23 protein-coding genes and 1 other RNA gene are annotated in these 22784 nt (G+C 47.6%); 12 read left to right on the top strand and 12 right to left on the bottom strand.

Features of this window, described 5'->3' with window-relative positions; genetic code table 11:
- Window positions 1–44 precede the first annotated feature (44 nt).
- From rpsF to EII14_RS02250, 5 genes are all read left to right on the top strand, one after another.
- Window positions 45–380: a 30S ribosomal protein S6 gene (rpsF, locus tag EII14_RS02270; RefSeq protein ID WP_124930973.1), complete on the top strand. Its 336-nt coding sequence runs from the start codon at window positions 45–47 to the stop codon at window positions 378–380.
- 4 nt (window positions 381–384) lie between these two features.
- Window positions 385–651 carry a 30S ribosomal protein S18 gene (gene rpsR / locus EII14_RS02265; RefSeq protein WP_124930952.1) on the top strand — a complete coding sequence of 89 codons (267 nt, stop codon included), beginning with the start codon at window positions 385–387 and terminating at the stop codon, window positions 649–651.
- Window positions 652–669: 18 nt separating this feature from the next.
- Window positions 670–1119, top strand: coding sequence for a 50S ribosomal protein L9 (gene rplI, locus EII14_RS02260; protein WP_124930951.1), 450 nt, complete (start codon window positions 670–672; stop codon window positions 1117–1119).
- A 256-nt stretch (window positions 1120–1375) separates the two neighbouring features.
- Entirely contained in the window at window positions 1376–2104 is a 729-nt protein-coding gene (truA, locus tag EII14_RS02255; RefSeq protein ID WP_124930950.1) for a tRNA pseudouridine(38-40) synthase TruA, read from the top strand.
- Between the two features lie 19 nt (window positions 2105–2123).
- Complete coding sequence (locus EII14_RS02250; protein WP_124930949.1) at window positions 2124–3047, top strand: DMT family transporter; 924 nt, start codon at window positions 2124–2126, stop codon at window positions 3045–3047.
- 7 nt (window positions 3048–3054) lie between these two features.
- Here EII14_RS02250 and EII14_RS02245 read toward each other — a convergent pair whose 3' ends face one another.
- The 12 genes from EII14_RS02245 to rnpB all read right to left on the bottom strand — a co-directional run bounded on the left by EII14_RS02245 (window position 3055) and on the right by rnpB (window position 14715).
- A complete protein-coding gene (locus EII14_RS02245; protein WP_124930948.1) occupies window positions 3055–3753 on the bottom strand; it encodes an RluA family pseudouridine synthase in 699 nt (232 codons plus the stop codon).
- An 87-nt stretch (window positions 3754–3840) separates the two neighbouring features.
- Entirely contained in the window at window positions 3841–4587 is a 747-nt protein-coding gene (gene fabG, locus EII14_RS02240) for a 3-oxoacyl-[acyl-carrier-protein] reductase (protein ID WP_124930947.1), read from the bottom strand.
- 12 nt (window positions 4588–4599) lie between these two features.
- Window positions 4600–5202, bottom strand: a complete 603-nt coding sequence (locus EII14_RS02235; protein WP_124930946.1) for a TetR/AcrR family transcriptional regulator — start codon at window positions 5200–5202, stop codon at window positions 4600–4602.
- Between the two features lie 119 nt (window positions 5203–5321).
- Complete coding sequence (locus EII14_RS02230) at window positions 5322–6134, bottom strand: purine-nucleoside phosphorylase (RefSeq protein WP_124930945.1); 813 nt, start codon at window positions 6132–6134, stop codon at window positions 5322–5324.
- Window positions 6124–7119 (bottom strand): tetraacyldisaccharide 4'-kinase, encoded by a 996-nt coding sequence (gene lpxK, locus EII14_RS02225; RefSeq protein ID WP_124930944.1) that lies wholly within the window; start codon window positions 7117–7119, stop codon window positions 6124–6126. The genes EII14_RS02230 and lpxK overlap by 11 nt, the downstream gene beginning before the upstream one ends.
- The gene (gene sppA, locus EII14_RS02220) at window positions 7116–8903 is read right to left on the bottom strand and encodes a signal peptide peptidase SppA (protein WP_124930943.1); all 1788 of its coding nucleotides are present in this window, start codon (window positions 8901–8903) and stop codon (window positions 7116–7118) included. The genes lpxK and sppA overlap by 4 nt, the downstream gene beginning before the upstream one ends.
- 9 nt (window positions 8904–8912) lie before the next feature.
- The gene (locus tag EII14_RS02215; protein ID WP_199733856.1) at window positions 8913–9668 is read right to left on the bottom strand and encodes an exodeoxyribonuclease III; all 756 of its coding nucleotides are present in this window, start codon (window positions 9666–9668) and stop codon (window positions 8913–8915) included.
- A gap of 98 nt (window positions 9669–9766) precedes the next feature.
- Window positions 9767–10549 (bottom strand): prephenate dehydrogenase/arogenate dehydrogenase family protein, encoded by a 783-nt coding sequence (locus tag EII14_RS02210; RefSeq protein WP_124930941.1) that lies wholly within the window; start codon window positions 10547–10549, stop codon window positions 9767–9769.
- A gap of 87 nt (window positions 10550–10636) precedes the next feature.
- Window positions 10637–11704, bottom strand: coding sequence for a bifunctional 3-deoxy-7-phosphoheptulonate synthase/chorismate mutase type II (locus EII14_RS02205; protein WP_124930940.1), 1068 nt, complete (start codon window positions 11702–11704; stop codon window positions 10637–10639).
- Window positions 11705–11731: 27 nt separating this feature from the next.
- On the bottom strand, window positions 11732–12943 hold the full coding sequence (locus tag EII14_RS02200; protein WP_124930939.1) for a pyridoxal phosphate-dependent aminotransferase: 1212 nt from the start codon (window positions 12941–12943) through the stop codon (window positions 11732–11734).
- Window positions 12944–12953: 10 nt separating this feature from the next.
- A complete protein-coding gene (locus tag EII14_RS02195) occupies window positions 12954–13784 on the bottom strand; it encodes a prephenate dehydratase (RefSeq protein ID WP_124930938.1) in 831 nt (276 codons plus the stop codon).
- Window positions 13785–14337: 553 nt separating this feature from the next.
- Window positions 14338–14715, bottom strand: an RNA gene (rnpB, locus tag EII14_RS02190) — RNase P RNA component class A.
- Window positions 14716–14822: 107 nt separating this feature from the next.
- On the opposite strand from rnpB, the gene EII14_RS02185 reads away from it, so the two are divergent.
- From EII14_RS02185 to EII14_RS02155, 7 genes are all read left to right on the top strand, one after another.
- A complete protein-coding gene (locus tag EII14_RS02185; protein WP_124930937.1) occupies window positions 14823–16121 on the top strand; it encodes an alpha-L-fucosidase in 1299 nt (432 codons plus the stop codon).
- 7 nt (window positions 16122–16128) lie between these two features.
- On the top strand, window positions 16129–17373 hold the full coding sequence (locus EII14_RS02180; RefSeq protein WP_124930936.1) for a DUF5103 domain-containing protein: 1245 nt from the start codon (window positions 16129–16131) through the stop codon (window positions 17371–17373).
- 25 nt (window positions 17374–17398) lie between these two features.
- Window positions 17399–18037, top strand: a complete 639-nt coding sequence (locus EII14_RS02175) for a trimeric intracellular cation channel family protein (RefSeq protein WP_124930935.1) — start codon at window positions 17399–17401, stop codon at window positions 18035–18037.
- A 180-nt stretch (window positions 18038–18217) separates the two neighbouring features.
- The gene (der, locus tag EII14_RS02170; RefSeq protein ID WP_124930934.1) at window positions 18218–19531 is read left to right on the top strand and encodes a ribosome biogenesis GTPase Der; all 1314 of its coding nucleotides are present in this window, start codon (window positions 18218–18220) and stop codon (window positions 19529–19531) included.
- 4 nt (window positions 19532–19535) lie between these two features.
- Window positions 19536–19940 (top strand): hypothetical protein, encoded by a 405-nt coding sequence (locus EII14_RS02165; RefSeq protein WP_124930933.1) that lies wholly within the window; start codon window positions 19536–19538, stop codon window positions 19938–19940.
- 86 nt (window positions 19941–20026) lie between these two features.
- Entirely contained in the window at window positions 20027–21373 is a 1347-nt protein-coding gene (gene purB / locus EII14_RS02160) for an adenylosuccinate lyase (RefSeq protein ID WP_124930932.1), read from the top strand.
- A 72-nt stretch (window positions 21374–21445) separates the two neighbouring features.
- Window positions 21446–22777 (top strand): pseudouridine synthase, encoded by a 1332-nt coding sequence (locus EII14_RS02155; RefSeq protein WP_124930931.1) that lies wholly within the window; start codon window positions 21446–21448, stop codon window positions 22775–22777.
- Window positions 22778–22784: the final 7 nt, after the last annotated feature.

The following is a 22784-nucleotide window of genomic DNA, read 5'->3' as shown; positions in this document are numbered from 1 at the left end:
CATATTTCTTATATTCATAATTTTCTCAATTCAATCACACCATGATGAATCAGTATGAGACCGTTTTCATCCTTACTCCCGTTTTGTCTGATGTTCAGATGAAGGAGACGGTCGAAAAGTTCAAAGGTATTCTCGCCCAACAAGGTGCGGAGATTATCAATGAAGAAAACTGGGGACTCAAAAAGATGGCCTATGCCATTGATAAGAAGAGCACCGGTTTCTATCAGTTGCTGGAATTCAAAGCCGAACCCGCCGTTGTAGAAAAGTTGGAGATCGGTTTCCGCCGCGACGAGCGCGTAATCCGTTTTCTTACCGTAAAACTCGACAAATACGCAGCCGAATATGCTGCTAAGCGTCGTTCAAACAAAAAGGAGGACTAAAAACATGGCACAAGCATCTGAAATTCGCTACTTGACTCCCCCCACCGTTGACGTCAAGAAAAAGAAATACTGCCGTTTCAAGAAGAGCGGCATCAAGTATATTGATTACAAGGACCCCGAATTCCTCAAGAAGTTCCTCAACGAGCAGGGTAAAATTCTCCCCCGTCGCATCACCGGTACTTCCTTGAAGTTTCAACGCCGTGTGGCTCAGGCCGTGAAACGTGCCCGCCACTTGGCTCTTCTTCCCTACGTAACCGATTTGATGAAATAATAAAGAGGAGGTATACACATGGAAATCATTCTGAAAGAAAACGTACAAGGTCTCGGTTTCAAAAACGAAATCGTAACCGTTAAGGACGGATACGGCCGTAACTTCCTCATCCCCACAGGAAAGGCTGTCATTGCATCGCCTTCGGCCAAGAAAATTTTGGCAGAGAACCTCAAACAGCAAGCTCACAAACTCGAAAAAATCAAGAACGATGCCATCGCTCTTGCCGAGAAGATCAATGCTGTGGAAGGCGTGAAGATTGCCACCAAGGTGAGTGCAACTGGTGCGATCTACGGATCGATCACTCCTCTTCACATTGCAGAAGAACTCGCGGCTCGCGGCATCGAAGTAGACCGCAAGAGCATCGTTCTCAAAGATGTGAAAGCCATCGGCTCTTACACCGCAGTAGTGAAGCTCCACAAAGAAGTTTCCGCAGAAGTTGCTTTCGAAGTAGTGGCCGAAGAGGCTTGATCTTCGCAGCAGTAACCCTGCCGACCATACAATCATTGCGCCACACGCTGTTTCAGAGTGTGGCGCATTTTGTTTATCGTTCTGTCGGCGTGGCTCATGCGAAACACGGCTTACCATATAGGCTTGTTTTTCTACCGAAGAGGGCGGAAAATCTACCTAAGAGGTAGTTTTTTTTAGCTCTGAGGTAGAATTTTCTACCTCAGAGCCTGTTTGCACAACCTCAATCGCAGCAGTCGCGTCGCAACTATCGAAGAGTATGAGGTATTTTATCACGTTTGCTTTCGACGGCACTCGTTATCACGGGTGGCAGGTGCAACCCAATGCCGACAGTGTTCAAGCGCGTTTGAACGACGCCCTCTCCAAATTGCTCCCGGTGCCTACGCAATGTGTTGGCGCAGGCCGCACCGATACGGGAGTGCATGCTGCAAAAATGGTGGCTCATTTCGATACCGATCGAGAGCTGGACACCACGGACTTTGCTTTTCGCCTGAATCGCATTGTTCCCGAAGACATCGCCATAGACAGTGTGAAACGTGTGCCCGACAGCTTGCATGCACGGTTCGATGCCATTCGGCGTACATACCACTATTTTGTCTATACGCACAAGCATCCGTTTCGCCGCCACTATGCTCACCGACTGCCGTTCATGCCCGATTATGAAAAAATGAATGCGGCAGCGGAGATATTGCTCTCTGTGGAGGATTTCACCAGTTTCTCAAAACTGAACAATGACCAAAAAACGAATATTTGCGATGTTTCTGTTGCCAAATGGGTGCAAGTGGAAGAAGACTATTGGCGGTTTGAAATTACGGCCAACCGTTTCTTGCGCAACATGGTGCGCGCCATTGTCGGCACGCTTTTGGAAGTGGGACGCGGACGCATGAGCATCGATGAATTCAGAGCGGTCATTGCTGCACGCAATCGTTGTTCGGCCGGAGAAAGCGTTGCCGGCAACGCTTTGTTTTTGGTTGATGTGGAATATTGAATGTTGATATTTGAATCTTATGTGGTTTCTTTTGGCTGTGGCTTCGGCCATTTTGTTGGGGTGTTACGATGTTTTTAAGAAGCAATCGCTCCGAGACAATGCCGTTATTCCGGTGTTGCTGATCAATACGCTGATCAGCAGCGCCTTGTTTTTGCCGATTGTGGTTTTATCCAAGGTGGGCTTTCTCTTGGAAACAAGCCATTGGCATGTGCCTGCGGCCGGCTGGGATTGGCATCGCTGGGTGATGCTCAAAGCCGTCATCGTACTTTCTTCTTGGATTTTCGGCTATTTTGCCATAAAGCATCTTCCGCTGACCATTGTCGGACCGGTCAATGCCACACGCCCGGTGATGACTTTAATCGGGGCTTTGCTCGTTTTCCAAGAAACTTTGAATTTTTGGCAATGGAGCGGGGTTTTATTGGCTTTGATTTCGTTTTTCATGTTGAGCCGCAGTGGCAAGAAAGAGGGAATCCACTTTGCACACAATCGGAGAATTTATTTTCTCGTAGCCGCTGCCGTTTTGGGAGCATGCAGCGGACTTTATGATAAGTTTCTGTTGGCTCCGTCCTCTTCCGGAGGTTTGGGATTAAATGCCGTTTTTGTGCAGGCTTGGTTTAATTTCTATCAAGTCGTTTTGATGAGCATTGTGTTCGGCTTCTTGTGGTGGCCGCAACGAAAAAAATCCACCTCTTTCCAATGGAGGTGGACGATAGTGGGCATCAGCGTATTCATCTCGGCTGCCGATTTGTTTTATTTCTTTGCGCTTTCTCAACCCGACGCATTGATTGCCGTCGTTTCGATGACGCGTCGCAGCAGTGTCTTGGTAAGTTTTCTTTTCGGCGCATTTCTGTTGAAAGAACAAAATCTGCGTTCCAAGGCGTTAGATCTGCTGTTTGTCTTTCTCAGCATGATTTGTCTGTGTTTGGGAACTCTGGCCGAGTAACACCGTTTTAGTCTTCGTAGACTTTCCAAATATTGAGTGTGGGGTAGGGAGCAGTTACGCTGATGAGGGCTTTCGATACCGGATGTATGAAAGAGATGTGGCGGGCATGCAGACAAATGCTTCCATCGGGATTGGAACGTGGAGCACCATATTTCAAATCGCCCCGAATGGGGAGGCCGATGGCCGAAAGTTGGCAGCGAATTTGATGATGACGACCGGTGTGCAGATTTACCTCCAAGAGTTGAGTGGTGGCTCCTCTTCTCAAAACTCGCAGATCAAGCACGGCTTTTTTACTGTTCCTTATTTCCTCCTCATAAGCATAAGCTTTGTTTTGCTTCTCGTTTCGAGTCAGAAAATGAGTCAGCGTAGTGGGATTTTGACTGAGAAGAGGCAAGGATGCTTTCCGCTTTTCGGGAGTCGTGGGAGTGATGGCATGATAGGTTTTTCTTACCTCACCTTTGCGAAACATTTCGTTGAGCCGCGTTAATGCTTTGGAAGTTCGGGCATAGACCACCACACCGCTCACGGGACGATCCAAACGATGAACCGTTCCGAGAAACACCTCTCCCGGCTTATTGTATTTTATTTTGATATAGGCCTTCACGGCATCGGCCAAGGTGGCATCGCCCGTTTTATCGCCTTGAACGATTTCGCCTGCCGACTTGTTGATGATGATCAAATGGTTGTCTTCGTAAAGGACGTTCATGAGAGGAAAGAGTTGGGAAAAAGAAAAAATGCCAATGTGCTCAATAGAAAGCACATTGGCACTGTTTATACTGCAATGAGTAGCGGTTTAGGTGTTCATGCCGCCGTCGACTTGAATAACTTGTCCGGTGACATAGGCCGAAAGGTCGGAAGCGAGGAAGACGGCCACATTGGCAACATCGTCTGTCTGTCCGCCGCGGCGGAGGGGGATTTTCTGCATCCAGTCCTTACGAACCTCTTCCGGGAGTTGGTGTGTCATTTCGGTTTCAATAAATCCGGGGGCAATGCTGTTGGCACGGATGCCACGGCTTCCCATTTCTTGGGCAACACTCTTGGCCAAAGCAATCATACCGGCTTTTGAAGCTGCGTAGTTGGCTTGACCGGCATTTCCATGAACGCCCACGACACTCGACATATTGATGATCGAACCGCCACGTTGGCGCATCATGATGGGAAGACAGGCGTGGATGAAATTGAAAGCCGATTTGAGATTGACATTGATGACAGCGTCCCATTGAGCTTCGCTCATGCGGAGCATAAGTCCGTCTTTGGTAATACCGGCATTATTGACGAGAATGTCGATTTGGCCGAAATCGGCGTGAATCTTTTTCACGATTTCTTCGGTTTCGTCAAAATTGGCGGCGTTGGAAGCATAAGCAAGGCATTTCACGCCTTTGGCTTCGATTTCGCGACGAGTGGCTTCTCCGTTTTCGTCGATGACGAGATCGGTGAATGCGATGTTTGCGCCTTCTTCGGCAAATTTCAAGGCAAGTGCCTTGCCAATACCGCGTGCGGCACCGGTGATGATGGCTGTTTTACCGGATAAAAGTCCCATAGGTAATATAGTTTAGGAATTATTGGAGTTGGAAGTTACGCCCAAAGCGCGTTGGATGAATCGCTCGACCACATGCACGCTGTCCTCCATTGAGAGGCCTTCTCCGAGTCTGTCGTACATAAAAGGAATTTCGATTCCTTTCACGGCATAGTGGATGACATCGGCTGCAAGATTGACATGATCGATTTTGAACATTCCCGAATCAACGCCTTCTTGCAGAATTTTGCGCAATGCGTTGATCTCTTCCAAATCAAACTTGCGGCGGGCACGCTCTACCAAGCTAATATCGCGGAAGAACTCGGCACGGAGCGTGCCGTTGCGCTTTACGACATCTTTTATCAGATTGAGGTGCGTGTAAATGAGGGCAACGATTTTTTGATCGGGAGGAGTGGGGAGTTTTACGACTTTGTCCATCTCTTCGGAAAGGTGCTCCAATTCGTCTTCAATGACGGCGTAATAAACTTCGTCTTTGTTTCGGAAATAGGTGTAAAGCGTGCGACGCCCTTTTTGGGAGGCTGTCGCAATGTCATTCATGGTCGTACCATCTATACCTTTCTTGGCAAAGAGCTCGCGAGCAACTTCTATGAGCTTCTGACGGGTTTTGCTAATGGACATAGGCAGAAAATTTTATACTACCGCAAATTTACGCATTTTTTTGCAATGTGTGCAATCGGAGGCTTTAATTTCTGCGTTTCAATATAGACTCATCCTCAAAAAACATGTGTGGAGTTGATTTATTCGCTTCGGCGAATCATCTCCCGCATGATTTCGGCCATAAGAGGCTGAACGGCATTGGCGGCTTCTTGCACCTCTTCGTGGCTGACTTCTACGATTTTTCCTTCAACTCCCAAATCGGTGATGATTGAAATACCGAAAGTTTTGATGCCGCAGTGGTGCGCAACGATTACTTCGGGCACGGTGGACATACCTACGGCGTGCCCCCCGAGGATGTGGAACATCTTATATTCGGCAGGGGTTTCAAAAGTTGGGCCGGAAGTTCCTACGTAAACTCCTTCGACGTGACGGATGTTTTTTTCTTTGGCAATTTCACGTGCCAAGTCGAGAAGTTGATGATCGTAAGTTTCGCTCATATCCGGGAAACGATCGCCGGTAGGGAAGTTCTTTCCGCGAAGCGGATGTTCGGGGAAGAAATTGATGTGGTCTGTGATAAACATTAGGTCTCCGATCTTGAACGTGGGATCCATTCCTCCGGCGGCATTGGAAACGAAGAGCGTTTTGATGCCCAGTTCATACATCACGCGAATGGGAAAGGTGACTTCTTTCATGTCATATCCCTCGTAATAGTGGAAACGTCCCTGCATGGCCAACACGTCTTTGCCTCCCAATTTACCAAAGAGAAGGCAACCGGAGTGTCCTTCCACCGTAGAAACGGGGAAGTTGGGAATATCCGTGTAAGAAAATTTCTTGACTACTTCGATTTCTTCGGCCAAGCGTCCCAAGCCGGTGCCGAGAATAATGGCAGTGGCAGGACGAAGCTCGGTGTGTTTTTTAATCCATTCGGCGGTTTCTTGAATTTTAGCTAACATAGTTGTGTAAGGTTTTTAGAAAATGTTGCTCTTCTCCAAAAAGGAAAGAAGGCGTTATTTTGATAATTTGAATACGTGCGTTGAAGTCTTTCGGGAAATGAAGTTCTTCGAGGCGCACAGCATCTTTTTCCGTAGTAAGTATGGTGTTATGATGTTGTGCTTTTTGAAGAATGCGCTCTTTGTCTTTTTCCGTAAAACGATGGTGGTCGGGAAAGGACATGTGTTCCACTTCGATGTCGAGCGACGCCAAAAAGGCGAGTAGTGATCGTGGGCGGGCAATGCCCGTGATCAATAGGCATTTCTTCAATTCCGGCAGCGGTTCATATTCGACAGTGGTGAAAAACACTTCTTGATGAGGAAGTGGGCGCAAAGAGCGCACAAGGGCATCTCGTTGTTTATAGGATAAATGTTGAGGGCATTTCGTCACGATGATGATGTGGGCACGATGAGCACCATGGCGTTTTTCGCGAAGGCGTCCTGCCGGAAACGGATGGTCGGTTGTATATGGTTTCGAGTAATCCGTCAATAATATATTGCAGGTGGCTTCTACATAACGGTGCTGAAAGGCATCGTCCAACAAGATGAGATCAAGATCTTCGGAGTGGGCGAGTAGGGTGTCGATGCCCAAACGGCGGCTCTCGCAAACGGCGCAGCGCAAACGACTGTTGGGGAATTTGCGCCGAATTTGAAGCGGTTCATCGCCAACATATCGGGCGGTGTCGTCGCTATCCACCCAATGAAAACCTGTTGTCTTTCTGCCGTATCCGCGAGATAACACCGCCATTTTTTTTCCTGCTGACAAGAAATGGCGAATGAGCCACTCGGTGTGCGGAGTCTTGCCCGTGCCTCCAACAGCCAAATTGCCGACGCAAACGATCGGGAGGTGATATCCTTTGGAAGGCAGGAGGCGACGATCGAACAGCCAATTCCGAATGTCCGTCACGACACCGTATAGCCATGCCAAAGGCAATAGCAATCTCTTCATTTCAGATTGGGCAGAAAAAACATTCTGGCTTGTAAACAATCGTTTTGATTGAACTCTTTTACCATCATCAAAGGTTCATAATATATACCGAGCGTCGTGCGGAGCTTTCTTTCGATATAATGTTCCTTATCGGCGGCTTTTTGCAGACCGGACAGCCAATCTTCTTGTGCCGGATATTTGACCATGGCATACTGCTCTGTTTTCGATAATTGAGCAGCATGTTTTACGGCGTCTTCGAGCGAACCGAGTTTATCTACAAGTTGGTTTTTCAGGGCTTGATTTCCCGTCCAAACTCTGCCTTGTCCGATTTTATCTACATCTTCGATCGACATTTTTTTACCGGCGGCACTACGTCCTTCGGCCACGCGGGTGATAAAGAGTTTGTAGCCGCGATCGACATGACTTTGAAGAGCCGCACTTTCGGCGGCATTAAAAGGACGTCCCATGGTGCCGAAATCGGAGGATTCATTCGTTTTTACCACATCAAAACTCAGGCCGAGTTTTTGAGTAAGCAAAGGAGAAGCGTCGGGAATCATACCGAAAATTCCGATAGATCCCGTAATCGTGGAAGGATCGGCAAAAATACAGTTCGCACCGCAAGCCATATAGTAACCGCCCGAGGCAGCTTTTCCTCCCATGGAAACGACGACAGGCTTTTTCTTTTTGAGCAATTGAACGGCTCTCCACATTTGTTCGCTGGCATAAGCACTGCCACCGCCGGAGTTGATGCGGAGCACAACGGCCTTAATTTTGTCGTCTTTGGCCAAATCGTCTAAATCTTCAACGACCTGTTTGCCTACGATTTCATCTTCCGATCCCATAAGTGCTCCCGACGAAGGTACGTCCACAATGACGCCGGAGGCATAATAGACCGCGATTTTGTTGCCGTTGGAGAGGTCACTTTTGTCCAATGTGGCCAAATCGCGCGGAGAAAGCAAATGCACTTCTTTTCCTCCGGTGCGTTTCCGAAGTTCGTCGCGCACTTGGTCTATGTAGGCTGTTTCATCTATGAGTTTTAGTTTTTTGAACGTTTCGGCTTCCGACAAAGCGATATAACGATCGGCATAGGCGTTGAGTGTGTCGGGAGAAAGGCGTCGGGAGTCGGCTACGGCCGATACAAGCCCTTTCCAAATGTCGCCGATGAAAGAATTTACTTGCTCTCTGTTGGCTTCACTCATTCGGGTGAGGATGTAAGGCTCGACGGCACTTTTGTAAGTTCCGACCTTGAATACTTGAACTTTTATGCCGATTTTTTCCAAGAGACCGGCATAGAAAATAGGCTGACTGGCTATGCCGTGCCAATCCAACATGCCGCTCGGATTCAGCAGAACCTTATCGGCAACAGAGGCTAAATAGTAGGTGCCTTGGGTGTAGTGGTCGGCATAAGCCACAATGAACTTTTTGCTTTTTTTGAACCGCAGAAGAGCCGTTCGCAATTCTTCGAGGGTGGCAAAGTCTGATGACAACAGACCGCCCTCCAAATAAATGCCGTCGATGTTGTTGTCTTTTTCTGCCACTCGTATTGCCGCCAGCCATTCGTCGAGGCCGTGTTGCTCCAACTCTTCGCGGCCGAGCAGTGAGGTTATCGGGTTTTCGGCTTCCGCACGGTCATCCAAACTTCCATTCAGTTTAAGATGGAGTACGGAGTGTTTTTTTACATCTACCTGTTTCTCACTCAAAGATGCAAGCATACCCACCATCATGAAAAACATGATAATGCTAAACATGCCCACAATTAAACAACCTGCCACCGTGGCCAAAACATATTTGAAAAACTCTTTCATATTCGTTCTCTATTGTAGTACTAATTCGACGGGACAATGATCGCTGCCCATTATATCCGAATGAATGGCGGCCGACACCAGGCGATCGTTCAGGCGTTGCGATGCCACAAAGTAGTCGATGCGCCACCCGGTGTTGCGTTCGCGGGCTTTGAAACGATAGCTCCACCAAGAATAAGCTCCTTCGAGTTCGGGATGGAAGTGGCGGAACGTATCGGTAAATCCATTTTCCAAAAGACAAGTGAACTTTTCGCGTTCTTCATCCGTGAAGCCGGCATTTCTCCGATTGGTCTTGGGATTTTTAAGGTCGATTTCCTTGTGTGCCACATTTAGGTCACCACAAATCACAACAGGCTTCTTTTTATCCAATTCCGTCACGTAGTTGCGGAAAGCATCTTCCCATTCCATTCTATAAGACAAACGTCGCAATTCGTCTTGTGAGTTGGGCACGTAGACCGTAATCAAATAGAATTCCTCAAATTCGAGTGTGATGACCCGTCCTTCCCGATCGTGTGCTTCAATCCCCAAACCATAAGCCACCGAAAGCGGAGAAACACGAGTGAATATAGCTGTTCCCGAATAGCCTTTTTTTTCGGCATAGTTCCAATAGCTTTCGTAGCCTTCAAAAGAGATGTCGATTTGCCCTTCTTGGAGTTTGGTTTCCTGCAAACAAAAGCAATCGGCGTCAAGACGGGCAAAGATTTCTTCAAATCCTTTTTCCCGACAAGCCCTGAGGCCATTGACGTTCCACGAGATGAATTTCATTATATATAAATAAGGAGTGAAATGTTGGTTCGTGCAAAAATACTTCATTTATTCTTGGCTACCAACATTTCACTCCTTGAAAATGTAACTTCCGAGGCGGATTAGCTCTGTTGGGCGATGTTTTTACGTATTTTCAACAGATAGGCATCCAATCCTTCTTCGTCTTTTTTTTCAATGATGTCGAGCAGCGTTTTCAGTTCGTCGCGTATTTGCGAGACTTGTCCGGATGTTCGCGGGTTGAACAAAATCTCGCGCAAAAGGCAGGTGTCTTCGTTGAGCACTCCGCGCGCGATTTTCAGATGTCGCTTAAAGGTGGTTCCCGGTGCATCTTGGTGCTTCATCACGGCCGAAAAAACGAACGTCGAAACGAAAGGAATGGACAGGGAGTAGGCTACGGTCTTGTCGTGCTCTTCAAAACTATATTCAAAAACGTTTAGCCCCAAGCGGTTGTAGGCATCTCGAAAGAAGAGCCTGCCCATGTAGTCGCCCTCCTTAATGATAATGGCGTTCTCGTGCGACAGACTTCCCAAGTTGGCAAATGTCGGGCCAAACATAGGGTGGGTGGAAACGTATCGGAAGCCGCAACTCTCGTAGAAAGATTGCAGATCGGTTTTTACCGAAGCTATGTCTGAGAGAATACAGTCTTTCGGCAGAAAAGGAAGGATTTGCCGAAAACTGTCAATCGTATATTTGAGCGTGACGGCATTGATGACCAGCTCGGGAGAAAACTCTGCGATTTCTTCGAGGGTGGTTAATCGCAGCGTGTTGTACATAAACCGGAGTCGTTGAGGGTTGATGTCGTAGACGGCCGTTTCGTGTTCAAAACTGAGCAAGTCGGCAAAAAACGACCCCATTTTTCCCGCTCCCAAAATGAGTACTTTCATATCTCGATGATTGAGCAAATGTTTTTTCTATACTTTTCTTTATGGTTATGGGCATCTTTCTCTCTTGTCAAAAGAGGCGAGATCTTTTTATTTGTTCATGATTTCGGATTGTTGGGCGATACTCTCTTCATGAATCAGCTCAAACATATCGCGTATGAAGTTCGGATTCATTCCGCACAGACTGCCTTGTGCTCCTCGTTTGTCCAAGATTTCAGAATAGCGTGCAGTTTGCACAATGGTCATGTTGTGCTCTTTTTTATATGTGCCGATCTCCCGACTGATGCGCATGCGTTTGGCCAAAAGTTCGAGCAGGGCGTTGTCGCATTCGTCAATTTGTTTTCTCAGCGAGTCCAGACTTTCTGTGATTTCGGCACTTTTTCGGATCGTCAGTTTTTCGAGAATGAAGTCAAGCACGTCGGGCGTGATTTGTTGAGATGCGTCGCTCCATGCTTGGTCGGGATTGCAGTGGCTTTCTACGATGAGTCCCTCGAAACCCAAATCCATGGCCTGCTGACAGAGAGGAGCGATCAACTCCCGACGGCCTCCGATGTGTGAAGGATCGCCGAAGATGGGAAGGTGGGGTATTCTGCGACGCAGTTCGATGGGAATATGCCACATTGGGAGGTTGCGATAAATGCGCCTGTCATAGCTCGAAAAACCACGGTGGATGACAGCCAAGCGTTTGATGCCGGCGTCATTGAGTCGTTGCAAACCGCCGATCCAAAGTTCGATGTCGGGATTTACGGGGTTTTTCACCAAAATGGGAGTGTCTTTTCCTTTGAGCGTATCGGCAATTTCCTGCATGGCAAAAGGATTGACGACAGTGCGTGCCCCGATCCACAAAATGTCGATGTCATATTTTAAGGCCGCTTCAATGTGTGCAGGCGTCGCCACTTCGGTGGCGGTCAGCATGCCCAATTCTTGTTTGACACGCTGCATCCAAGGCAAACCCTGTTCGCCGATTCCTTCAAAGCCTCCCGGTTTGGTGCGGGGTTTCCAAATGCCGGCGCGAAAGACTTTTATGCCTTTGGCCAACAGTTTGGTGGCTGTTTCCATGACTTGCTCTTCGGTTTCGGCCGAACAAGGGCCGGCAATGACAAGGGGACGTTGGGCGGTTATGTTGGGAAGATTGAGGGGAAGTAAGTCCAGTTCCATAGGAGATTGATGTATTGACGGTTGTGATTATTGCTGTTGTGAGGGAGAGGGCGATGTGCTGTTTGATGCGATCATTTCGTCTATTCTCCTTAGCGATTCTTGCAGTTTTTCTTCTTTCGCGCAGAGCGAAATGCGGACATAGCGATTTCCATTGCTGCCAAAGATAAATCCCGGTGTGATAAACACGCGAGCCTCGTGTAAGACCTTTTCCGTGAGGCTTTCGCAGTGGTCGAAACGATCGGGTATGCGCCCCCAGAGAAACATGCCTATTTGCCGTTCGTCGAAAGTGCAGTTGAGTTTCCGCATGATTTCTTCGGCAATTTTTCTTCGTTTCAAGTAGGTTTCGTAGTTGTATTCCCGATGCCACGCTTCGTCGTTGTCAATGGCTGCGGCCGCGGCCAGCTGAATGCCACGAAATGTGCCGGAATCTATGTTTGACTTTACCTGCAAGATCCATTGTACGAATCGGGCGTTTGTGGCAAGCATCCCTACTCGCCACCCCGGCATGTTGTGGCTCTTCGACATGGAGTTGAACTCGATGCAACACTCTTTTGCTCCGGGAATTTGGAGGATGGATTTGTATTCCTTTCCGAGAATGAAAGAGTAGGGATTGTCGTTTACGACGACGAGGTTGCGTTTTCGAGCAAAATCAACCAAACGCTCAAAAGTGGATTGCAATGCCGGTGCTCCCGTCGGCATATTCGGATAGTTCACCCAAATCAATTTTACGCCCTCGGTGTCCATGGCTTCGAGTTTGTCGAAGTCGGGTTGCCAGTCGTTTTCGGGCACGAGATCGTAGTGTGTGACTTCCGCGCCGAGCAAACGCGACAGCGAAGTATAGGTGGGGTAGCCCGGATTGGGCACCAAAACCTTTTCGCCGGGATTGACGAAAGCCAATGTGGTGTGAAGGATGCCCTCTTTGGAGCCTATCAGCGGCAAAATCTCTTGTCGGGGATCGATTGTAACGTCAAACCATTTCCGATAGAAGCGTGCCATGGCTTCCCTAAGCTCTTCCGTTCCGCTTGTGGGCTGATAGCCGTGGGCGTCGCTTCGACGTGCGACTTGGCATAAAGTTTCTATCGTTTGAGGCGAAGGAGGAAGATCCGGACTGCCGACGCCGAGATTGATGACGTCTTTTCCGGCAGCATTCATCAGAGCCACTTCTTTCAGTTTGCGTGAGAAATAGTATTCTTGCACTTGCGAGATGCGATGAGCGGGCAGAATGTTGGGGGCGTTCATGAGGTGTGGTTTATATGATGGCTTTGTATTCTCCCAAGATCCGAAGTTCTTTTGTGAGAGGCCGCACGGCGTCGATGCTTTGCCGATAGCGGTGATAGTCGTTATAGGTCACATCGACATAGAATAAGTATTGCCATTCTCTGCCGATAATGGGGAGCGACTGGATTTTGGTGAGGTTGATTTTGTAGAAGCTCAAAATGCTCAATATCTGCGAAAGAGAGCCTTCTTCATGAGGCAGGGTGAAAACCAAACTTGCTTTGTCTGTCTGATAGGGTTCTCGCAGTCTGTCGGCATTCCAACTGTCTGCCACCACGAGGAAGCGAGTGAAATTGTGCTTGTTGTCTTCGATTGCTTGTTCCAACACTTTTAGGCCGTAGAGTGGGGCAGCGTCGGCGTGACAAATGGCCGCATGCCCTTTGAGCTTTTCGCGGCTGATCAGTTCCGCCGATCCTGCGGTGTCTTCTTTTTCCACAATTTTCAGTTGGGGGTGGCGTGCCAAATAGTTGCGACATTGCATCAACGCGACAGGGTGCGAATTGACCTCTTTGAGGTCGGATAGTTTCTCTTCGGGCAAACACATAATGGAATGTTCGATGTGAAGTTTGTGTTCTCCGACGATAGTCGTTCCGCTTGCTCGCAGCAATTCGTAGTTATGGAGCAGGCTTCCGGCAATGGTGTTTTCAATGGCCATGACCCCGACACAGGTGTCGTCTTCTTTTATGGTTTGAAAAAGATCTTCAAACGTGTTGCAACACACCAAGTCCAAATCTTCGTCTTTGAAATATTGGTGAGCGGCGATGTCGTGAAACGAACCTTTTATACCTTGAATGGCTACTTTCATGTTTGTGTCGTTTTCTAATAATAAAAAATCCCGCTTTGCAAGAGCGGGATTCAGAGTTTGCGTCAAAGCCTCTGTGTTATCGGCATACAACGTCCCGCTTCGCTTGTTGGGCAAAGAAGTAAAATAGAAGTAAAAGACGTTGTTTTGTGTCATTGTTAGCTCTGAATCATTGATTTCGGCGACAAAAGTAGTTTTTTTTATTGAAATAAGCAACACAATTACAGAAAAATATTGCAGACTCCAAAACATTCGTATCTACAAAGGAGATTTTCGAGAAAACGGAAAAACCAATCCGCATGAGAGATAAACAGAAAAAGGTAACGAGTAGAAAATTCTAACTCAGAGCTAAAAATTTCTACTCGTTACCTTTTTCGGGCTTCCTTGGAGAAGGAGAGATGCGAGTCGGAAAAGGGAACGCAAAACCGGCATCCGAGAGCTTTATCCTCAAAAGAAGAAGAGAGGAGAGGAGCTTTGTCTTTTTCAAAAAAAACTGCGGAAAGACGAGAATGTCCTTCCGCAGCGATTATAGTGGAGCTGGTATTGTCAAAAGAACAGGAGCAGACGGTCGATAAGCCGGGTTCTGTACCTCCGGTGGAGGTGTTCGTCATTTATCTGGATGCGCCGTTGCCGACACATTCTATCGTTCTACCCTCCGACACGTCTTGAAAGACTCAGGCGGGCCGCCTTGATAGCGCCGGTTTACATGAACTTTCAACATCCGATGTACACGGCCCGAACGTCACCGTTCGGCCGGTGAGCTCTTACCTCACCTTCTCACCCTTACCCTTTCGCGCAAGCACAAAAAGGCGGTTGTTTTCTTCTGCACGTATTCACCCTCGCGGACGACTTCCGGTTAAGAAGCGGATTGCCCTGCGTTGCCCGGACTTTCCTCACGCACCACAAGGGTGCGAGCGACGAACTGACCGTCTGCCTCCTGTTTGATATTGCAAATGTACGAAAAAAAATGGCCAAAGGCGGGGATGTCGCCTTTTTTCTGTAAATTCGCGCCGTAAATTCTTGTTCTAAATGTTCTCTCAAATGAAAAAACACCTTCTTTTGTTGCTCTTGGTTTTGACGATGCCTTTTGAGGTAACGGCACAGAGTTACATCCCCACGCCGGAAAATTTGGAAAATCGCCGTAATTTTGCCGCCGACCGTTTCGGCATTTTCATTCATTGGGGTATCTATTCGCTTTTTGCACAAGGGGAGTGGTATATGCAGAATGAGAAAATCAACAGACAGGAGTATGCCAAAGCCGCCAATGCTTTTTATCCCCATGCTTTTGATGCCGATGAATGGGCAAACATCATCAAAGAGAGTGGGGCACGATATGTGACTTTCACCACTCGTCACCACGACGGGTTCTCCATGTGGCACACGCGTCAAAGCGACTATAACATCGCACAAACTCCCTATCGACGCGATATTCTCAAACAGCTTGCCGAGGCTTGCCGCCGCAGCGGCCTGGCTTTACACCTCTATTATAGTCATATTGATTGGACGCGCGATGATTATCCGATGGGAAGCACCGGACGCCACACGGGAAAGAAAGCCGAAAAGGCAAATTGGACAAGCTATTACAACTTCATGAATGCCCAGCTCACGGAACTGCTCACCGATTTCGGCAATGTGCGTGCCATATGGTTCGACGGCTGGTGGGATCACCGTGAAGACTCCGTGCCCTTTGATTGGCAGTTGCCGGGGCAATATGCCCTTATTCACGATTTACAACCGGCATGTCTTGTCGGCAATAACCACCACCAAACACCCCATGAAGGAGAGGATTTTCAAATCTTCGAGAGAGATGTGCCCGGAGAAAACAAAGCCGGAATGAGCGGACAGAGCGTGAGCAAATTGCCGCTCGAAACTTGCGAAACGATGAATGGTATGTGGGGCTACAAAGTGGTTGATCAAAACTACAAAACCACACGGCAACTTGTTCGGCTGCTGGTGCGCACCGCGGCCAAAGGAGCAAATCTCCTGCTCAATGTCGGCCCTCAGCCCGACGGACATCTGCCGAAGACCGCCGTGGAGCGTTTGAAGGAAATGGGAACATGGCTTCGAGCAAACGGAGCAACGATCTATGGCACTGAGGCCGGAGAACTGGCGGACGGAGAAGGCATCGTGAGTACGCGTTGCGGAAAAACATTGTATCTGCATGTGCTCGAAGACAGTTTGACTGCAGTGGATATGACATGCCCCATGCGCGTGAAGCAGATCAAAGCCTATGGCTCGAAAGAGAAAGTAAAATATGTTTATCGTAACAATCGTCTTTCTTTTCAGCTTGATCGGAGCAAAGGAGAGTTCGACCGCATTTACGAAATCACCTTGAAATAGCCTCGCAATGCGCATCTCTACGCTCTTTTGTACGTTTCTTCTCGCTGTCGTCGCCACCTTTGCCCAACGCAATCATGTTTTGCGCAACGACATCCACACGCTGCGCACGAAAATCGACGGCAATCTTGCATCTTTGCCCGTTTTGATGCTCGGCGGCAAGGACAAGATGCGTGTCGGGTTTGATCGGATGTCGCACGAATACAGACGCTTTTTCTATCGGGTCGAACATTGCGGATTTGATTGGGAGAAAACTCCGGATTTGTTTGAAAATGAATATCTCGAAAGCAACCTGACCGATATTTTGATAGAAGAGCATCGCGAAAGCCGAAACACAAACGTGCAATACACACACTATGCTTTCAGCTTTCCCGATAAAGATGTGCGCCCGTTGGTGTCCGGCAATTATCGCATCACGATCTACGACGACACCGCCGAACACCCCGAGGCTGTTGCCGTGGTGCACTGTTGCGTGGCGGAGCCTCTCGTGAATATCGGAGGCCGGGTGGAAACAGATACCGACATCGACCGAAACGGAGAGCACCAGCAATTATCTCTCCGCATTGATGCCTCGGCGCTGAATGCCCGCGATTTGCGAGAAGAACTGAAAACCGTGGTTTATCAAAACGAGCGGTGGGACAATGCCGTTTGGAACGCTCCGCCAACTCATGTTAATGCCGGAGTGCTTCTTTGGCAACATCAGCCGCGCCTCATCTTTAAGGCGGGCAATGAGTATCGGCGGTTTGAACTTGTGAATATGCGTATGCCCGGTATGCGTGTGGAAAGTCTTCGCTGGTTTCCGCCCTATCACCATGCCACGTTGCTCACCGACGAAATCAGACGCAATTATCTGCTGATCGAAGACAGAAACGGCACATCGGTCATACGGAATACCGATAATTTGGACAACGAAACAGAGAGTGAATACCTGTTTGTTCATTTTTCCGTCGAAACCGAACCTTTTGAGCAGGCAGATGTTTATATCGACGGAAGGTGGTGCGACACCTTCCGACAACCCGAACACCGCATGGCCTACAACCATGAAAGAGGTTGCTATGAGGGAGTTCTTTTTCTCAAACAAGGCTATTATAACTATCGCTATTTGGTGCGTACGAAAGGAAAGGAACAATCCGAAACCGCTCCCATAGAAGGGGACTTCCATAACACCGAAAACCTATATGCCGTGATGGCTTATTTTCGTTCGCCGACCGATCGATACGATCGCTTGGTGGGGATTGCAAACATCAAAAGCTAAACTCAAACATCAACTTCCATATTCCATGACATTCGAACTTCCCGAACTCACGTTTGTCAGTATTCTCGACTATGTCGGAACACTTGCTTTTGCCATATCCGGTATCCGATTGGCCAGTGCGAAGCGCTTCGATCTGTTTGGTGCCTATGTCGTAGGTCTTGCCACAGCGATCGGCGGAGGTACGGTGCGTGATCTTTTGCTCGATGTGCCGGTTTTTTGGATGCACAACGGCATTTATTTTATCATCAATCTGGTCGCGCTGTTATTAGTGGGGGTGTTAGGCAAAGTCGTGATCCGTCAAAAAAACACTTGGTTTATTTTTGACACGATCGGATTAGGCATGTTTGCCGTGATCGGCATCGAGAAAACTCTTGCCGAAGGTTTTCCTTTTTGGGTGGCTATCGTCATGGGGGTGCTTACCGGTTCGGGGGGCGGTGTCGTGAGAGATGTTTTTCTGAATGACATTCCTCTTATTTTTCGTGCGGAGATTTACGCGGTGGCCTGCGTTTTAGGCGGTTTGGCCTATTGGGCATTTTGGGCATTGGGTTTCGATAGCGTAGGTTGCGGACTGGTGTGCGGAATCGTGGTGATTTTATCGCGCATCATAGCTGTTCGCTACCACATCAACCTCCCGACCCTTCGCGGAGAAGAACATGAAACTTAAAGGGCTGATTTTGAAAAAAAGACGTTTCGATAGTACATAAACGGCTCTATATCGTTTAAGAAGGTTACTCCGTGGATAAAACTATTGCTTATTCTATAAAAAAAAACTATATTTGCGGAGAATTTTATTGCAGGAGAAGCCGTGAGGCTGTGCTCCTTAAAAAACACAACGTTATAACGCATGTCTAATTTAGTAGCAATAGTGGGACGTCCCAATGTGGGCAAGTCTACACTTTTTAATCGTCTGACGGGCACACGCCACGCCATTGTGAGCGATGAAGCCGGGACGACTCGCGACCGTCAATATGGTAAGTGTGAATGGGGAGTGCGCGAATTTTCTCTGGTAGACACCGGAGGTTGGGTCGTGAACTCGGACGATATATTTGAGGAAGAAATACGCAAACAGGTTTCCATTGCAACGGAAGAAGCAGATTTGGTGCTTTTTGTTGTCGATGTGCTAAACGGAATAACCGATTTGGACATGGAGGTGGCTCAAATATTGCGCAGAGCCAAAACGCCAGTGATACTTTGTGCCAACAAAACGGACAATAACGAAGACCGCTATTCTGCTGCCGAATTTTATACCCTCGGTCTTGGAGAACCTTTTTGTGTTTCCGCCATTACCGGAAGCGGAACGGGAGATTTGCTGGATGTCATATTGGAGAAACTTCCGCAAAAAACACAAGACGAAAACGAAGAGAACATTCCGCGCTTTTCCGTCGTGGGGCGTCCCAACGCAGGCAAAAGCTCTCTGATCAATGCGTTTATCGGAGAAGAACGCCATATCGTCACGGACATTGCCGGCACGACGAGAGATTCTATTCTTACGCGATACGACAAATTCGGCTTCGACTTCTATCTTGTAGATACCGCCGGAATCCGTAAGAAAAATAAAGTCACGGAAGACTTGGAGTTTTATAGCGTGATGCGCTCAATACGCTCAATCGAAAATTCCGATGTCTGCATTTTGCTGATTGATGCTACGAGAGGCATCGAAAGCCAAGACATGAATATCTTTCAACTGATCCAACGCAACAACAAAAGTCTGGTGCTTGTGGTCAACAAGTGGGATACGGTTGAAGAAAAGTCACAAAAAGTGATCAATCACTTTGAAAACACCATTCGGGAGCGTATGGCTCCGTTTACGGACTTCCCGATTATTTTTGCTTCGGCTCTTACGAAACAACGTATCTTCAAAGTTCTCGAAACGGCAAAAGAGGTATATCTCAACCGCAAAAGGCATGTCGGCACAACTCGATTGAATGAAGAAATGTTGCCTTTGATAGAAGCCTATCCGCCACCTTCCATAAAAGGAAAGTATATCAAAATCAAATATTGCGCACAAATTCGTGATACGCAAATTCCGACTTTTGTCTTCTATGCCAATCTTCCACAATATGTAAGAGAGCCTTACAAGCGTTTTCTTGAAAATAAAATAAGAGAACGTTGGGATTTCGCAGGCTCACCGATCAATATCTTTATCAGGCAGAAGTAAAGCGATGAATAAAAACATTATTCTCTCCGCTTGTGTCGGAATAATGTGTTGTGGCTGTACGGCTTCTCCCGATAAGTCTGCCGTGGGAAACGAGCCTCAAAAAGAGGACGTAGAGCGCATCTACAATCTTTATTTGACAGGGCAATATGAGGCCTATGTCAATGAAATGCTTTCTTGTGATAATATGCCCGATTTCTATCGTCGCCAAATGGCAGATCTTCATAAGCAGCACGCCTACGAACGTCAAGAGAAAAAAGGCCATGCCATTAAGGCAACGCTCGAAAGAGTGGATTTGACGACTACCGGAAAACAAGCTGATGTCTTTCTGAGAGTTTTCTATCACAATCAAACGCACGAACTCGTCATGATTTCCATGATTTATCATGCCGGTCGATGGCGGCTAAAATAATGATAAGACGGCAAACCATCTGTCTCTCGCATTCCTCAACGCACTAAATACTTTATTTGCAATAATATCATATCGTTATTCCGGTCATGCAATTAGACATTCTTACGGCCGTATCCCCCATTGATGGGCGTTATCGCGGCAAAACAGCATCGCTTGCTCCTTTCTTTTCCGAATACGCTTTGATGAAATATCGCGTGCGTGTCGAAATCGAATACTTCATCATGCTCTGCGAACTACCTTTGCCGCAGCTGAAAAATTGTGACGCAAATTTATTTCCGGTTTTACGCGCCATTTATGAAAACTTCTCGGAGCAAGATGCGGTTCGTATCAAAGAAATAGAGGATGTCACCAATCACGATGTAAAAGCCATTGAGTATTTCATCAAAGAGCAATTTGACCGGATCGGAGGTTTGGAGGCTTATAAAGAGTTTATTCATTTCGGGCTCACTTCTCAGGATATCAACAACACTTCTTTTCCATTAATGTTGAAAGACAGTTTGGAAAATGTGTATATTCCATTGCTTCAAGAGGTGATAGAGGCTTTGAATCAACGCTCCGAAGAATGGAAAGATGTTCCGATGCTTGCAAAAACTCATGGTCAGCCGGCGTCTCCTACTCGTTTGGGAAAAGAGATCAAGGTGTTTGCATATAGATTGGAAACCCAGTTATCACAGCTCAAAGCTTGTCCGATCAGTGCCAAGTTTGGTGGAGCAACGGGCAATTTCAATGCACACTGCGTGGCCTATCCCGAAATAGATTGGAAAGTTTTCGGAAAGCGTTTTGTGGAGGAGAAGTTGGGATTGGTCAGAGAAGAATACACCACACAGATTTCCAATTACGACAATCTTGCGGCTGTATTTGACGCGATGAAACGTTTGCATACAATTCTCATTGATGTCGATAGAGATTTTTGGCAATATGTTTCAATGGAGTATTTCAAACAAAAAATTAAAACCGGAGAAGTCGGTTCGAGTGCCATGCCGCACAAAGTCAATCCCATTGATTTTGAAAACTCCGAAGGTAACCTCGGAATAGCCAACGCCATACTCGAACACCTTAGTGCCAAACTACCCATCAGCCGCCTGCAACGAGATTTGACGGATTCGACCGTCATTCGCAATATCGGAGTTCCGATGGGGCATGCCGTTATCGCTTTTGCTTCGACCATTAAGGGATTGGGCAAACTTCTTCTTCGAGAAGAAACTTTGGCAGCCGATTTGGAAAACAATTGGGCGGTCTGTGCGGAGGCCATACAAACGATTTTACGCCGTGAGGCTTATCCGAATCCATACGAAGCCCTCAAAGCACTTACTCGCACCAACACGGCTATCACCGAAGAAGGAATTTCCACATTCATCGAAGAATTGGACGTTCCCGAAAGTATAAAACAAGAATTACGCAAGATAACTCCTTCCACCTATACCGGTCTTTGATGTTTACCTTGCGGTCGGCAGAACTTGCAGAATAAATTAAAAACATTTCTACTTAATATTATATTACAAATTATGAGCGATTTCGATCAGCACAAGAATGACGGAGCCCGCCGAGAAGGATTCACTTCGTCTAATGGAGGCCGCGGAAAAGGCCAAACATCTCGTCCTCGTTTCACCCGTGAAGGGCACGGAGGCGAGCGTTCTTCTTACTATAACAAAAGCGGTTACGGGAACGACAAACAAGGCAATGCTTATAACCGCGGTGGGTATTCCTATAATGATCGCACTCCGAGAGGAATGCAATATCAAACCGGCGAGAACCGTTCCGAAGCCTATGGACATTCCGGCAACTATGGCCGAGAATACCGCAAGACCAATGGTTTTGCCGATCGCCGACAAGGAGGCTATGCTTCGGAAGGCTATCAAAGAAACTATGGGAATACGTCCGGATATATGCGCAAGCAAGATGGCTACAATCGTCCTCAATATAATCGTCAGCCTCGTTACAATCAAGAAGGGGCGACCGACGGTTTCGGCCATCGTCAATATGGCGACAACGCTTATTCTCGTCCTTCGCAGGGCGGTTTCGATCGTTCTCGCTCCGGATACAAAAAAAGATACGATCAACGGAAATTTGATGCGGGAAAGCGTCGTATAGACTATAAAGAAGAGGCCTACGACCCCAATCAGCCTATTCGTCTCAATAAATTTTTGGCCAATGCCGGCGTATGTTCTCGTCGCGATGCCGACAAATATATAGAAGCAGGAGTGGTTACGGTCAATGGAGAAATCATCACGGAATTAGGACATAAAGTGTTGCGTAGTGACACCGTTTTATTCCATGAACAGTTGGTCAAGGCCGAAAAGAAAATCTACGTACTGCTCAATAAGCCCAAGGGATATGTAACTACGAGCGAGGATCCTCAAAACCGTAAAACGGTAATGGATCTCGTGCGCAATGCCTGCATGGAGCGCATCTATCCCGTTGGACGTTTGGATCGCAACACCACCGGTGTATTGCTCTTGACCAACGACGGCGAAATGGCTTCTAAGCTCACCCATCCCAAATTCTTGAAGAAGAAGATTTACCACGTTTTCTTGGATCGCAATGTTTCCGCCTCCGATCTGCGTCAAATAGCTGAGGGAATCACTCTTGAAGACGGGGACATTCAGGCAGATGCCGTAGACTATGCCAGCGAAACCGACAAGAAACAAGTAGGCATAGAAATCCACTCCGGAAAAAATCGCATCGTACGCCGTATTTTTGCCAGTCTTGGTTACAATGTCGTGAAGCTCGATCGCGTTTATTTCGCCGGATTGACGAAGAAAAACGTGAAGCGTGGCGATTGGCGTTATCTTACCGAAGAAGAAGTTCGTATGCTTCGAATGGGAGCATTTGAATAAAACACAT

The organism is Alloprevotella sp. OH1205_COT-284 (genome assembly GCF_003859795.1).
In the GTDB taxonomy this organism is placed as follows: Bacteria; Bacteroidota; Bacteroidia; order Bacteroidales; family Bacteroidaceae; genus Alloprevotella.
This window is presented reverse-complemented; position numbering and strand designations above follow the sequence as displayed.

Excerpts from the sequence above, each read along its gene's own strand:
- EII14_RS02185 (WP_124930937.1), top strand. The coding sequence starts at position 14,823 with ATGAAAAAACACCTTCTTTTGTTGCTCTTGGTTTTGACGATGCCTTTT.
- fabG (WP_124930947.1), bottom strand. The coding sequence starts at position 4,587 with ATGGGACTTTTATCCGGTAAAACAGCCATCATCACCGGTGCCGCACGC.
- EII14_RS02200 (WP_124930939.1), bottom strand. The coding sequence starts at position 12,943 with ATGAACGCCCCCAACATTCTGCCCGCTCATCGCATCTCGCAAGTGCAA.
- EII14_RS02245 (WP_124930948.1), bottom strand. The coding sequence starts at position 3,753 with ATGAACGTCCTTTACGAAGACAACCATTTGATCATCATCAACAAGTCG.
- sppA (WP_124930943.1), bottom strand. The coding sequence starts at position 8,903 with ATGAAAGAGTTTTTCAAATATGTTTTGGCCACGGTGGCAGGTTGTTTA.
- EII14_RS02195 (WP_124930938.1), bottom strand. The coding sequence starts at position 13,784 with ATGAAAGTAGCCATTCAAGGTATAAAAGGTTCGTTTCACGACATCGCC.
- EII14_RS02180 (WP_124930936.1), top strand. The coding sequence starts at position 16,129 with ATGCGCATCTCTACGCTCTTTTGTACGTTTCTTCTCGCTGTCGTCGCC.
- EII14_RS02250 (WP_124930949.1), top strand. The coding sequence starts at position 2,124 with ATGTGGTTTCTTTTGGCTGTGGCTTCGGCCATTTTGTTGGGGTGTTAC.
- EII14_RS02205 (WP_124930940.1), bottom strand. The coding sequence starts at position 11,704 with ATGGAACTGGACTTACTTCCCCTCAATCTTCCCAACATAACCGCCCAA.
- EII14_RS02165 (WP_124930933.1), top strand. The coding sequence starts at position 19,536 with ATGAATAAAAACATTATTCTCTCCGCTTGTGTCGGAATAATGTGTTGT.
- lpxK (WP_124930944.1), bottom strand. The coding sequence starts at position 7,119 with ATGAAGAGATTGCTATTGCCTTTGGCATGGCTATACGGTGTCGTGACG.
- truA (WP_124930950.1), top strand. The coding sequence starts at position 1,376 with ATGAGGTATTTTATCACGTTTGCTTTCGACGGCACTCGTTATCACGGG.
- rplI (WP_124930951.1), top strand. The coding sequence starts at position 670 with ATGGAAATCATTCTGAAAGAAAACGTACAAGGTCTCGGTTTCAAAAAC.
- purB (WP_124930932.1), top strand. The coding sequence starts at position 20,027 with ATGCAATTAGACATTCTTACGGCCGTATCCCCCATTGATGGGCGTTAT.
- EII14_RS02210 (WP_124930941.1), bottom strand. The coding sequence starts at position 10,549 with ATGAAAGTACTCATTTTGGGAGCGGGAAAAATGGGGTCGTTTTTTGCC.
- EII14_RS02235 (WP_124930946.1), bottom strand. The coding sequence starts at position 5,202 with ATGTCCATTAGCAAAACCCGTCAGAAGCTCATAGAAGTTGCTCGCGAG.
- EII14_RS02175 (WP_124930935.1), top strand. The coding sequence starts at position 17,399 with ATGACATTCGAACTTCCCGAACTCACGTTTGTCAGTATTCTCGACTAT.
- rpsR (WP_124930952.1), top strand. The coding sequence starts at position 385 with ATGGCACAAGCATCTGAAATTCGCTACTTGACTCCCCCCACCGTTGAC.
- EII14_RS02230 (WP_124930945.1), bottom strand. The coding sequence starts at position 6,134 with ATGTTAGCTAAAATTCAAGAAACCGCCGAATGGATTAAAAAACACACC.
- EII14_RS02155 (WP_124930931.1), top strand. The coding sequence starts at position 21,446 with ATGAGCGATTTCGATCAGCACAAGAATGACGGAGCCCGCCGAGAAGGA.
- rpsF (WP_124930973.1), top strand. The coding sequence starts at position 45 with ATGAATCAGTATGAGACCGTTTTCATCCTTACTCCCGTTTTGTCTGAT.
- der (WP_124930934.1), top strand. The coding sequence starts at position 18,218 with ATGTCTAATTTAGTAGCAATAGTGGGACGTCCCAATGTGGGCAAGTCT.